10 protein-coding genes are annotated in these 12,363 nt (G+C 45.1%); 3 read left to right on the top strand and 7 right to left on the bottom strand.

Features of this window, described 5'->3' with window-relative positions; all coding sequences use genetic code 11:
• Positions 1 to 6 precede the first annotated feature (6 nt).
• The 4 genes from LKE40_14920 to LKE40_14905 form a co-directional block, all read right to left on the bottom strand.
• On the bottom strand, positions 7 to 1,071 hold the full coding sequence (locus tag LKE40_14920; GenBank protein ID MCH3918720.1) for a DUF2786 domain-containing protein: 1,065 nt from the start codon (positions 1,069 to 1,071) through the stop codon (positions 7 to 9).
• 71 nt (positions 1,072 to 1,142) lie between these two features.
• Positions 1,143 to 2,630, bottom strand: a complete 1,488-nt coding sequence (locus LKE40_14915) for a mannitol dehydrogenase family protein (protein ID MCH3918719.1) — start codon at positions 2,628 to 2,630, stop codon at positions 1,143 to 1,145.
• A gap of 235 nt (positions 2,631 to 2,865) precedes the next feature.
• A complete protein-coding gene (locus tag LKE40_14910; protein MCH3918718.1) occupies positions 2,866 to 3,921 on the bottom strand; it encodes a LacI family transcriptional regulator in 1,056 nt (351 codons plus the stop codon).
• Between the two features lie 102 nt (positions 3,922 to 4,023).
• Positions 4,024 to 4,803, bottom strand: coding sequence for a haloacid dehalogenase (locus LKE40_14905; GenBank protein MCH3918717.1), 780 nt, complete (start codon positions 4,801 to 4,803; stop codon positions 4,024 to 4,026).
• 142 nt (positions 4,804 to 4,945) lie between these two features.
• Between LKE40_14905 and LKE40_14900 the strand changes: the two genes are divergently transcribed.
• On the top strand, positions 4,946 to 5,980 hold the full coding sequence (locus LKE40_14900) for a galactose ABC transporter substrate-binding protein (protein MCH3918716.1): 1,035 nt from the start codon (positions 4,946 to 4,948) through the stop codon (positions 5,978 to 5,980).
• Here LKE40_14900 and LKE40_14895 read toward each other — a convergent pair.
• From LKE40_14895 to LKE40_14885, 3 genes are read right to left on the bottom strand one after another with little or no spacing between them, the layout of a single operon-like run.
• Positions 5,973 to 6,944, bottom strand: coding sequence for a substrate-binding domain-containing protein (locus LKE40_14895; GenBank protein ID MCH3918715.1), 972 nt, complete (start codon positions 6,942 to 6,944; stop codon positions 5,973 to 5,975). The genes LKE40_14900 and LKE40_14895 overlap by 8 nt on opposite strands.
• The gene (locus LKE40_14890; protein MCH3918714.1) at positions 6,941 to 8,689 is read right to left on the bottom strand and encodes a sensor histidine kinase; all 1,749 of its coding nucleotides are present in this window, start codon (positions 8,687 to 8,689) and stop codon (positions 6,941 to 6,943) included. The genes LKE40_14895 and LKE40_14890 overlap by 4 nt, the downstream gene beginning before the upstream one ends.
• Positions 8,673 to 10,301: a response regulator gene (locus tag LKE40_14885; GenBank protein ID MCH3918713.1), complete on the bottom strand. Its 1,629-nt coding sequence runs from the start codon at positions 10,299 to 10,301 to the stop codon at positions 8,673 to 8,675. Before LKE40_14885 ends, LKE40_14890 begins: the two co-directional genes overlap by 17 nt.
• Positions 10,302 to 10,307: 6 nt before the next feature.
• On the opposite strand from LKE40_14885, the gene LKE40_14880 reads away from it, so the two are divergent.
• Together LKE40_14880 and LKE40_14875 are read left to right on the top strand one after the other, a co-directional pair.
• The gene (locus LKE40_14880) at positions 10,308 to 10,559 is read left to right on the top strand and encodes a hypothetical protein (GenBank protein ID MCH3918712.1); all 252 of its coding nucleotides are present in this window, start codon (positions 10,308 to 10,310) and stop codon (positions 10,557 to 10,559) included.
• A gap of 466 nt (positions 10,560 to 11,025) precedes the next feature.
• Positions 11,026 to 12,342 carry an ABC transporter substrate-binding protein gene (locus LKE40_14875; protein MCH3918711.1) on the top strand — a complete coding sequence of 439 codons (1,317 nt, stop codon included), beginning with the start codon at positions 11,026 to 11,028 and terminating at the stop codon, positions 12,340 to 12,342.
• Positions 12,343 to 12,363 lie beyond the last annotated feature (21 nt).

The raw sequence follows: 12,363 nt of genomic DNA, 5'->3' as shown, positions 1-12,363 counted from the left end.
ACAATATTATTCAAGAAGCCTACCTCCGGAAGAGCTTACGGTAACAGCTTTCCGTATGTGGGTATGCTGTCCTACTTTCTTTCCAATTGCATATGCCGCTTCATTCCTTTGATAGTAGCTTCTGTGCTGGGCATGCAAGACACCTGAACCATAGTAACACGATTCAGCCTTATGCCTGTTGTCATCATGTACCTTGGTCAAAGCCCTTGCTGTTTCATCTGAACTTACCGACCGCACGTCAAAACGTTTGGACATCTCGGCATAGACACCATTGTAGAAACTTGACAGTGCCCTTCCCTTGATCATCCCTTGTTTTCGCATGGCCTTGTATTCAGCAGACAAGGATCCTTCAAGATAATCATAGACGTAACAGGCAACTTCGACTTGACTTACAGTACCGAATATTCGTACACGGCACCCTTTGTCCAATCTCTCCAAAACCGAATAGACTCCCGCAATTTCATCACAAAGATACGTCAGGACTTTTTCCTTGACAGAACAACGGTCCATCGAAGCCAAAACAGCTGAATAGACTGTATCGGTAGCAAAGTCAGACGAAATATGTTTTATGCCGAGTCCGGCCATAAGCTTACGCGCCTTTTCCATTGCATTGCGACTTTCATAAGGATTGCTGGAATCGCCCAAGGCCAATAGTTTCTTGATCTTCGAAAGCTGTGAAGAAGTATCCGCCGCAAGATCGAGGCTGACGGAAGGATGGGCAAAGGCTTCCGGTGCATGGATTACGGAAGCCACTTCAGCGAACCTCTTGGAATGCCCTGACTCTCCCCAACAGGCAAAGCAGATGTAATGGGCCAGCTCATGGAGCATCACAGACCTGCTGAATTCCATGGAAACAGAAGTTTCTAGCAGATAGGACGATAGGACAAGATAATCGGTACCTATCCTATACTGTCCCAAGACAGGAATCTGTGCAAAGAAGATATCCCTGACAGGCAATACCCGGTATCCGCTTGCATATCGGAACAAATCAATGGCTGTTGCTGACTGGCCAAGAAGATACTCACGGATACAGCAGGTACTTCCATTGAATTTTTCTATCAGTCTTTCCATGAAATGCATATTACTTGATAATTGAGAATTTTTCCATGTAAGACAGCCAAGACTTCAGTACAGATATCAAGTCAGCTATGTGTTTCCTCAAATCTGGAAAGACTTCCTTGTGCACCAAGCTCCCTGAAATCATCCAAAAAGTGGACAAATGTCTTTGACAGGTATGCCCATTGCGCTTCAGAAAGATTGGAAGCACTTGCAAATTCCAAGAACGTCTGGGGTTCTTTCTCTGCATTCAGGGCAAGCTTATGCAATGGTTCTGCAAAATCATCCTCAATGACAATATCCATACCGGCATCGGTCTTGCCTTTCAGGTACCGGGCCCAGGCAGCCACGGCAAAAATCAGGCTATCACATTCTTTTCCCTCCTGCAAAGCCTGCATCAAAGGCTGGAAGATAAAACTGGCCATCTTCTTCCTTCCGTCAAGGCACAGACGTGAAATCTTATCCCTGATGGCTTTGTTGGCAAAACGAGAAATAAGCTTGTCACAATAGGCTGAAAAATCAACGTCCTTGATAGGATCAAGTGTCGGAATTATTTCCTTCATGTAGCGGTTCCTGACAAAATTACCGATAAGCGGATCAGTCGCTCCTTCATCTACCCACTCAAGCCCCATAAGGGCAGACAGATACCCAATGACGCTATGCGCACCGTTCAGCAGTCGCATTTTCATTTTTTCATAGGGAATGACGGAGGACTCAACAACCGCACCTGCTTTTTCAAATGGCGGCAATGGTGTCACTGACCTGTCCTCTATGATCCATTGGATGAAATCCTCGCAATGAACAGGAATGGAATCCTCGATACCGAACTTACGTTCAATTTCTTCTATGTCAGCCTTGGTCGTTCCTGGGGTAATCCGGTCAACCATGGTACAAGGAAAAGCTACGGAACTTTCAATCCAAGGTACGATCTGTGGATATTTTTTCTTGCAGAACTGAAGGATACAGGTCTGCAGGAGATGTCCGTTTTCAGGAACATTGTCACAGCTCATGATGGTCACAGGCATTTTCCCCGAGACAAAGCGTCTTGACAACGCCAAGGACAGGAATCCTGTTGCGGTAACAGGCCAGTCTCTCCCCTCTGCCTGAAGATCATGGATGATATCAGGATGCTTCCAGTCAATCTGCTGGGTTACATCATCCTGATAATAGCCTCGTTCGGTGATGGTCAGGGTAATAAGCTGCGTCGTTTCTGTCACCAGCCATGCAAGTACTTTTTCAGGATCGGATTTTGCATTGGCATAGCCAATGATAGGTCCATTGATGTGTAGATGCATCGTACCGTCCGTTGCCTTGTCCAATACAGAATAGAGGTAATCCTGTTCTTCCAAAGCTCGGACAAAACCCTCGGGAACGGCAGGAAGGTCAACCTCCAACACTCCGCCATCATAGATCCCTGCATCCAGAAGTCGGGAAAGATATGTCAGGTAATGAGCACGGTGAAAGTGTCCAAGTCCCATATGGACAAGCCTAGGTTTCAGCTTTGTCCTGTCGTAGGTAGGTACATTGATTCCCTTGGATGCCAAGGTAGGCAACATTGCATTACAAAGTTTCATTATCAACTCCTTATGGGCCAAATCAATTCATTCACAAAATACAATCGATTAAATTTTTGATCTGCACAAACATGAAGATTCTCTTCGGCATTGTATATGTCAAGGATCACTGCATATTTTTATCTTAAATTTTATCAATCATCTCAATTTTACTCATTGTATCATGGTTTTTTCAACAAGAGAAGTAAAAAATTCTATAAATTGTAAATCGATTACTTACCTTCAAAAAGATAAATCAAGCATCATTGAGCAAAATTAGGGAAGTATCGATACGTTTTTCAGCCAAAGGAAACACTTCTCCCGACATACGGCGTATCAACAATTCCGCAGCCACGGTACCAAGCTTCGTTTTGTCTTGTTCAACAGCTATGACCGGGGAATTGACCGAATACATCCAAAAGGCAGCATCGAATGTCGCAAATAGCAGATCTTCGGGAATCCTTATATTGTTCCGATGCAGATAATTCAAAGCTGAAAAAGCAAATATGCTGTTTCCAGAGAAAATCGCATCCACATGTTTTTCCTTAATGACAAATTCCAGCAATTTATCCCAGTCTCTAGCTTTTAGCATGTCACTGAAGGTTTTCGGCCGAGTATCACCGAACAATACACACTCATGGTCAACTTCCAATCCGTTCTGATGAAGGGCATCCTCATATCCCTCTATCCGCTCCTGCATAGTAGGATCCAGACTTGGAGCGAGAAAAGCAATATGTCTTGCACCTCGCTTTATCAATTCCATGGCACCGGAAAATGCTCCTTGGCTGTTGGTAGACAATACGACATCTTTTCGAGCACCAGCGGGACACCTGTCAAGGAAGACACAAGGAGTATTGCCGATCAATTTTTCAAGTTTCTTCCAATCCTGTTCCACAGGGACAATGATGAGACCTGCAAAATTCTCGAGTACACAGTTGCTGATATGGGAGGCTTCCTTCTCTGCAGATTCCTCACTGTTCATATAAAACAGTTGGTATCCTGCAGGTGAAATCAAAGCCTCGATTGCACTGCCGATTTCAATATAGAAATAGTTCGTCAGATTTGATACGACAAAGCCAACGATGGACGACCGGCCGTTACGGAGCTTACGGGCAGTAGGATTTACATGATATGACAATGTTTGGATGGCTTTCTCGACTTTGCTACGGGTCTCAGGGCGTACATTGCGGCTCCCGTTGATAACGTGGGAAACTGTGGCAGTGGAAACTCCTGCGAGGCCAGCGACATCTTTCATTGAAGCTTCACTGTCATTGATAATGTTTTCAGGCAAATTGGCACCCTCGTCGAACATACTGAAAATGGCAACCGGACATCCCGACTGCCCTCAAAAGCAATCTAACCCAAATCAGCCAGGATTGCAAGGAAGATCATGCAAAGTGCATAAAATTACAAGTTAGTGACAAATCTTTGCTGAAATCTCGCTGAATCCTTCGCCTCCTGCAGCCTTGGCCAGATAACTGGGAAGATAGGTAACCTGCGAAGCTTTGTCCTTGAAATTCCCCACCGCAAAACTTAAAGGAAAATTCCTGAACATCACCTCATCATTGGGAGCATCTCCGACATACAGGCTCCGAGCCTTCATTTCTTTTTCTCCTATACCCAGTATCTGGGAAAAGAATGAGGCTGTACCAGTGTATTTGTCATAATCACCGAACCAGGCATTGACGTGGATGGAACTGACAGCGGTGTTGCATCCAAGGCTTCTGCAAACATTCACGACAGCCGATACACCCTTTTCATCCAAATACGGAGGCTCACTGCCGTAATCAAAAGCTATATCAAAAAGCCTTGCAAACTGGTCAGAAGAAAGCTTTGCACCAGGCACCTGTGTACAGACGGTATCCATGACATGTTCCATACGCTGGCGATATCCTTCCCTGACAATCGAAGGATGAATATATTTCCTGTAATTCTTTCCCTCTCTGTAAAGAGATACGGCACCACTCTCGGTCACGACAGCAAATATAGGCCATTGTCTCAGGTATACATCAGCCCACCCGGCAGAGCCTCCGGTAACACAAATCACCTTGTAACCTGCATCATAGAACTTCCAAAGAGCTTCCAAGGCAACCGGTAACAACTTTCCCTTTGTGGTAATGGTATCATCTACATCTGTAAGTATATATTCTATTCCTTCCAGTGAAGAGGAAGGAAATGTGTCCAACGATTTCATCAAGGACCTCCGATGGAAGTGATGATAGCATACAATCCCACAAAGCAAAAAGCCTCATTGCTCAAAAACCGGTAAGTTTTCTTTCGTTGTGTTTTCACCAGGGGCATGGTACAATCACCACATACCGACGGGAGCCATATCCATGAAAAAAAGATTCCTTATCCCAGCCTTTGCCATGGCCTTGGTTGTGGCCTTTTCATTGCTCCGCCTGCACAGGCAACCTTCAGAACCGACAATCGGTTGCATCATCTACCGAAGGGATGATGTATATATGAACTATCTCAAGCAGTCCATAATAGCAACTGCAAAAGACAAAGCCCAGTTGCTGATCGTCAATTCAAATGGAAGCCAATCAATGCAGAACCAACAGATTGAAGAACTTCTGCAGGAAGGTGTCAGAACCCTTATGATAAATCCTGTAGACCGTAGTGCGGCCGGTGCTGAACTGGAAAAGGCAAAAAAAGCCGATGTGCCGGTGGTTTTCTTCAACAAGGAACCATATCCTGAAGATATGAAGAAATGGCCGGAGAAAGTCTATTATGTCGGCTCGAAAGCTGAAACTTCAGGCATGATGAGCGGACAAATCCTGGCAGATTATTGGAAAAACAATCCTAAGGCAGATCTCAATGGAGACGGAAAACTTCAATATGTCATGCTCAAAGGGGAAACAGGACATCAGGATACAGAACTCAGAAGCAAATATGTAATCAGATGCCTGAGAGGAAATGGCATAGCCGTGCAAAAGGTTGCAGAAGGCTCAGCATATTGGGAACGTAATGAGGGAAGGATACTCATGTCCTCGTTCCTGACTTCCGTCGGGGACAGGATCGAAGCAGTCATTGCAAACAATGATGAAATGGCACTGGGAGCAATCGAAGCACTGAAAGCCGCTGGATTTTTCAAGGAGGGCAAGTATCTGCCGGTCATAAGCGTGGATGCTACACCTCCGGCACTCCAGGCAATCGAGGAAGGGACCTTGCTTGGTACAGTCTTCAACGACTCAACCAGCCAAGGAAAGGCGGCTTTCAATCTGGCTTATCTGCTTGCACAAGGAATACACCCAACGTCGAAAGCCATCGGTTATACCATAACGGATGATTGCTATGTCTGGATTCCCTACCAGAGCGTCGACAGAAAGAACTTCAAGGCATTCCTTGAAAAGCGCAAAGTCAATTGATTTGTGGAAACAGCAATTTCTGTATGTTGTCATCCATAAAGTTTTCTTTCGTTACAACTGCATATTCCACCGGTATATCAGGCATTGTCTTGCCATGGAGCAAATCCATAGCTGCATAGATGCTCCTATACCCCATACCATATCCATTGATAGCCACTATGGCATCTACGATACCATTTTCAAACCCCTGAAGGTTTGCAAGGCTATTTCCCCACACCACGACCACAAGGTCTTTACCTCTTCCATTCTGGAGCTTGTCCAAAGCTTGGAGTATACCATCCGAACTGGTCTCATCCAAAGCAACGAGAAGATTTGTTTCCTTGTCTTCTGACAGTTTTTTCCCCGTAATGGACGCAGCTTTATTGCTGTCACCGAAACAATAGGCTGTCTGCAACTGTACGTCAGGATATTGTTCGAATTCTTCACGGATACCCCGTGTGACCTCTGTTGCCGAAGTCGTATGCAAGAGGGCTCCGATGACCAGGCAGTCAACGGACTTGTGTACCAGCAACGGTAACACAGCATCAGCAAGTGACCGGCCTACGGCAGTAAAGGAAGTCATCAGTACAGGGACCAAGTCACCCGAGGGATCAATGGAGTTATACATTGTCAGGACCTGTATGCCTTTTGAACGGGCAGTCCTCAGTGGAGGAAGCAATAGTTTTTCATCGGATGGAGCAATGACAATGGCATCATAACCAGCCTCAACAGCTTGCCTGACATAGACTGCCTGTTGCCGGCTGTCAGTCTCGTTGACAGGGGCAAAGAAATCGACCTGGCAACCGATTTCATCCCGTGCAATTCTTGCACCATTCTTGATCTCTCCCCAGACCTGCCCACCTTGCATCATTGTAATGAAAGCTATCTTGCTTCCATGGTCAGTTTCTCCTGCATGTCTGGAACACCCTGCCATGCAGGAAAGCAGACAAACACAAATACATATTGCACAGATATCTTTCTTCAATTGTCTGCCACCTTTCGGGAATTCATCTTTTCTCCTTTCGGCAAGATGATATATACACAGGTTCCCTCATCAATCTCGGACACAATTGAAATTCCATATGCCATTCCATAGGAAAGCTGGATGCGCTGCTGGACATTGCACACCCCGATGCCATTTCCTGAAGTTTCCCTTGCCTTGCCTTCAAAAAGACTTTGGATTTTTTCCTGACTCATTCCTACGCCATTGTCCTTTACTGCAATCCTGATTCTATCTGTCCCATAGTTCTCAACAGTAACTGATATGAAACCGGGGTCAACCATATATTTGATACCGTGATATAGTGCATTTTCCACCAGCGGTTGTATCAGCAACTTGATTATCGGACGGTCCAGCAGGTCATCCTCACAGTCAAGCTTGAAATCAAAATTACAGAAACGCATCTTTTGAATCAGCAGATAATTCTTCACATGTTCGAGTTCTTCGCCAATTGCAATTACTTCATGTCCATGGCTGATGGAAATCCTGAAAAGCTTGGCCAAAGCCCGCACCATCTGGATAACTCCCTCTGTGTTGCCACGTTCAGCCATCCAGACCACGCTGTCCAGGGTATTGTATAGAAAATGCGGATTGATCTTTGCTTCCAAAGCATCAAGTTCGCTTTTCCTTTTCAATTCCTGTTGAGTGACAATATCAGTCATGAGCTTTCGGATCCTCTCTACCATTTCGATATAGGCATGGGACAGGGCTTCTACTTCCTCACTGCCATGGACAGGAAGAGGTACTTCCAGTTGCTTCCTGTTCTCAACCTGTTTCATCTCTCGTTCAAGCTGCTGTATCGGGGAAGTAATGTATCCGGCAACAGCCTTGGAAAGTAGCAAGGACAGGACAATTGCCAAAAGCGTGACCAACAGGATAATCCAGCTGATCCGGTTCATTCCCTCCATCAGTTCATCCATATAAGCTACACCGACGATCTTCCATCGGCAGTTGTCTACCGTCTGGATGATCGTAAGCCTTTTCCTTCCCTGATGTATGCTTTGGTATGTACCGAAGACATTGTCCCGGACACCTTGTATGTCTTCCTTGAAAAGTCCGCAGTTGATCAATGTCTGCTTGGGATGATAGATAATGTTTCCATCATCATCGATGATATAGATATAGCCGCTCTTTCCCAACTTTACCTGACGAGTGAGGTTGCTTACGAATGAAAAGTTCATGTCAATAAGCAGTATTCTCTCCTGCTTATGTCCTTGGGCATCAAATGAGGTTACCTCACGGCTATAGGAAATGACCCAAGGATAATGCAACGGTACCAGATGCTGGACATGGGGAAAAGAAAAATAGAAAGGGTTCTGCCCTGTCCGGGCTTTGAGGAACCATTGTTGCTTAACAATCTGACTGGAATCCCTTGTTGCCCCTTCGTCAGTATTGCATAGGACATGTCCATCCATATCAAATACCGCCATAGTCACGATATCCTGGCGGCTGTCAACGATAGCAGTCATTTTTCCCATTATCTGCCGACTGTCTCCCTGGCTGACAAGAGAAGCAGCATAATCACCGGTTGCCATGATATCAGTGATATAGTTGCTCAGGTGATAGTTTACCTGTGTGATGATTTCACTGGTAGTCGTGAAAGTCGTCTGTCTGCTGGTATAGGTAAATTCACGATAAAGTACGGAGGATAGAATCGTCACTGTGACAATGGCAATCAAACCACTTGCAACTGAAAAAATCCTGTTGATGCTCCTAGGTTTCGAGAACATGTTCGCTGCCTCTGTACCGGGCCCGGTACTGCGTAGGAGAAAGACCTCGGTTGCGTTTGAAACAAAAGGAAAAATAATTCGGATCAGAAAATCCGACTTTTTCTGCAATTTCATAATTTTTGAGATCTGTATCCACCAACAGTTTCTGTGCCTGAGACAACCTTACTTCATTCAAGGCCTGGACAAACGGAACACCTGTTTCCTTCTTGAAAGTCGAACTGAAATAGGAAGTGCTGACTCCAAGCCAGTCACAGATCTTATCCAACCCCACCGCCGGATCGCTATAGTTGTCAAGCAAATAACGCTTTGCATCTTCAACAAACCTGACATGGCTCTTTTCCCTCTCGCCCTTGATGGTCCTGTGGACATCCAAGGACAGCATGGTAAACCAGTGTTTGGCACGACCTACAGTCGTCACACTGGAAAGCTCTGCAAAAAAGTTCCTATTGGAACTTACCTTGGAAAGAGAAGTCCCATAATCCAGCGTCAGTTCAGCCAAAGATGAAAGAAGAGAAAGAACATATGACTGCAAACCCTCAGGATCAAGCCCTGATTTGTCATCAAAGAAGCGTGCAACAGCAAGCACGACCTCTTCCTCACTGCCCAGTTTGAGCAACTTCAGGAATTCATCTTTCAGCCTCTCGCTTGCAAGCAGATCAAGCTTAGGATGATAAGTCTGCTCCATATCATTGAAATAAAGTACATGCTGGTCTTTCTCATAAGCCTTGTAATTCAAGGCAACCAGTGCCTTCCGATAAGCACTGCCCAAGGCTGAAAGCGTACGGCACAGAGGGCTGAGACCTATGGTGACTCCACCGGGGATATACCGGTTGAGATACGCACTTACTTCCTTGCAATGCTGCATGCACCTTTTCGTAAACAGCGGAAGGAAGACACCCTCTTCTCCGCAACAACTTCCGTTGAACATCAATACTATCTGGTCATCCATCTGAAGCAAAAGGGACCCATCCTTTCCCAAGACTTCCCTGCAGACATGCAACATGGCCTGAAGCATAAGAGGATTATCCATCCTTTCGGCTTCGATCACAGCTACATGGAAACAATCCTTGTCACTTACCTGATACCCATATGTCTCCCCCCGTTCAACCAGGATTCTCTCAGGAACCTCCTTGACAGGAGAAAGCAAAGATACAAGGTATTTTTCCTTCAGTTGCGGCAATGCTTGCTTATACGCTTTCTGCAGCAAGTCCTGATCATGGTTATGTTCGAATTCATGGTCAATCTGTCCATGTATGCGCTGCAACAACGAACAGATGTCCTCATGGGATACAGGCTTGAGCAGATATTCCTTGACATTGTATCGTATGGCAGTCTGGGCATAGGTAAACTCATCATAACCACTGAGAATAATAATGACCGCGGCAGGCAGGACTTCCCTGATTGACCGTATAAGTTCTATGCCGTCCATATAGGGCATCCTGATATCTGTAATTACTACGTCCGGTTGCTTTTCTTCGATGAGTTCCAAAGCTTCTATGCCATTGCCAGCTTCACCGACAATCCGAAAACCATAATCAGCCCAAGCAGTCGTACTGCGAATGCTGGAACGGACCTGGACTTCATCATCTACGAGTACAATTGAATATACCATATCCCCATGATAAGTCCACCAGTGCCTGATGGCAAGAAAAAACGAGGCATACAGACAAGAAAACAAACATATAGCACGACCAGACAAGGCAACGCAGAGGTAACTGTATCTATGCAAGGGGTTCCAGAAATCGAAAAACAGAATGGTCATCCAGACTCTATGCAAGTCATGGCAGCAGGGAAAAAGAGAGTTCCGACTGGTGATTTTTGCAAAAAAAAACTTCCCTTGTCCGTGAAAACCATGCAGGGGATTACATGAGCAAACCGAACAAAGGAAGGTAATCAACATATGATTCAAGAAACAATTTAAGCTTCTTGTTACCTAAATAATAACAAGTGTTACAAATTAAGTCAATTTTTTTTAATTATTACTTCCATTTATTTTAATTTTATCTCAAAATATTATTACATTATTAAGCTATTAATTTTCCAAAATTTATACATAATTGGATGATTTGTCATTTTTTTATTACATATGCAAAAAAACATATAGACAAACTATCTTTATTAAAACATCATTTCATTGAAAAGATTATGCGCAAAATGGGGCAATCCTATCAACTGCAATAGCAGTTTCATCTGTACCTCATATTACCAATAGAGGTTTTACTTTTCCTTTCCTGCGAAGAATCAAAAAATATTCATTGTTTTCAATAAAAATATCAATTCACGACAACAGCAACCAATGCAAGAATAGTCATAGAGAAACATTTAGGAGGGAAAATATGAAAAAGACTTTGGCAATCGTATCGATGGTTGCCTTGACAATGGGCGTTGCATTTGCTCAGGGAAGTTCAGAAACGACAACCACCGCAACACCCGCGAAAAGTGCCATAGAACAGGTACAGTTGAATAGCAATACCCCTAAGGGAGATTTGGAAATCTTTTCTTGGTGGGCAGGAGATGAAGGTCCCGCGCTCAAGGCACTGATCGGAAAGTTCAATGCAAGATATCCACAGGTAAATCTGATCAACGCAACCGTAACCGGAGGTTCTGGCGTCAACGCAAAGGCTGTGCTCAAGACTCGGATGCTCAACAATGATCCACCTGAAGCCTTCCAGGTCCATGCAGGACAGGAACTTATCGGCACATGGGTTACTTCGGACAGAATGCTTGATTTGACTCCGCTTTATAAGGAAGAAGGCTGGTTGGATGTCTTCCCGAAGGATGTCATCGGTCTCATCGGTACAGACACAGGCATCTGGTCAGTACCTGTATGTGTCCACAAATCAAATGTAATGTGGTACATCCCTGAAAACCTCAAGAAATGGGGAGTAACGGTTCCTACAAATCTTGATGAATTCTTCAAGACTGCAGCAATACTGAAGGCAAAGGGTGTCATACCCCTTTCAATGGGACAGACTTGGACAGCTACTGAAAACTGGGAAAATGTAGCATTGGCCACCTTGGGTGGAGATGATTACGAAGCCCTTTGGAACGGTGGACTCTCATGGACCGATCCGAAAGTAATAAAGGTATGGGAAAACTTCGGCAAGTTGTTGGAATACACCAACTCTGATGCACCATCACTTTCATGGCAACAGGCTACGGATATGGTCGTGCAGGGACAGGCTGCCTTCAACTGGATGGGTGACTGGGCTGCAGGATATATGATGACAACACTCAAGCTTGCTCCGAAGACTGGCTTCGGATGGGCAAACGTGCCTGGGACAAAAGGTTACTTCCAGTTCCTCTCAGACAGCTTTGGAATTCCGAAGGGATGCAAGAATCCTGATGCAGCCGTTGCATGGCTCAAGGAATGTGGTTCAAAGGAAGGCCAGGATGCTTTCAATCCGCTCAAGGGTTCCATTCCTGTCAGGACCGATGCTGACATGAGCCTTTACAGTGAATACTCAAAATCTGCCGCACATGATTTTGCAAACGACAGGATTGTAGGTTCCCTGGCCCATGGCGTGGTTGCACCGGAATCTTTCCTCAACGATTTCAGTCCCGTCATCGAACAGTTCATGAGCAACAAGAATGCCCAGCAGGCTGCTGCAGCCTGTGCTGAACTGGCAGAAGCTGATGGAATGACAAAATAACATCGCTTATTCGCTTGTATG

The organism is Spirochaetia bacterium, assembly GCA_022482625.1.
Taxonomy (GTDB): domain Bacteria; phylum Spirochaetota; class Spirochaetia; order Sphaerochaetales; family Sphaerochaetaceae; genus Pleomorphochaeta.
The sequence above is the reverse complement of the archived record's forward strand: the minus strand, read 5'-3'. Positions and strand labels throughout refer to the sequence as shown.

Coding starts and splice junctions, on each gene's coding strand:
- LKE40_14875 (MCH3918711.1), top strand. CDS start 11,026: ATGAAAAAGACTTTGGCAATCGTATCGATGGTTGCCTTGACAATGGGC.
- LKE40_14890 (MCH3918714.1), bottom strand. CDS start 8,689: ATGTTCTCGAAACCTAGGAGCATCAACAGGATTTTTTCAGTTGCAAGT.
- LKE40_14915 (MCH3918719.1), bottom strand. CDS start 2,630: ATGAAACTTTGTAATGCAATGTTGCCTACCTTGGCATCCAAGGGAATC.
- LKE40_14905 (MCH3918717.1), bottom strand. CDS start 4,803: ATGAAATCGTTGGACACATTTCCTTCCTCTTCACTGGAAGGAATAGAA.
- LKE40_14880 (MCH3918712.1), top strand. CDS start 10,308: ATGATAAGTCCACCAGTGCCTGATGGCAAGAAAAAACGAGGCATACAG.
- LKE40_14920 (MCH3918720.1), bottom strand. CDS start 1,071: ATGGAAAGACTGATAGAAAAATTCAATGGAAGTACCTGCTGTATCCGT.
- LKE40_14885 (MCH3918713.1), bottom strand. CDS start 10,301: ATGGTATATTCAATTGTACTCGTAGATGATGAAGTCCAGGTCCGTTCC.
- LKE40_14900 (MCH3918716.1), top strand. CDS start 4,946: ATGAAAAAAAGATTCCTTATCCCAGCCTTTGCCATGGCCTTGGTTGTG.
- LKE40_14910 (MCH3918718.1), bottom strand. CDS start 3,921: ATGTTCGACGAGGGTGCCAATTTGCCTGAAAACATTATCAATGACAGT.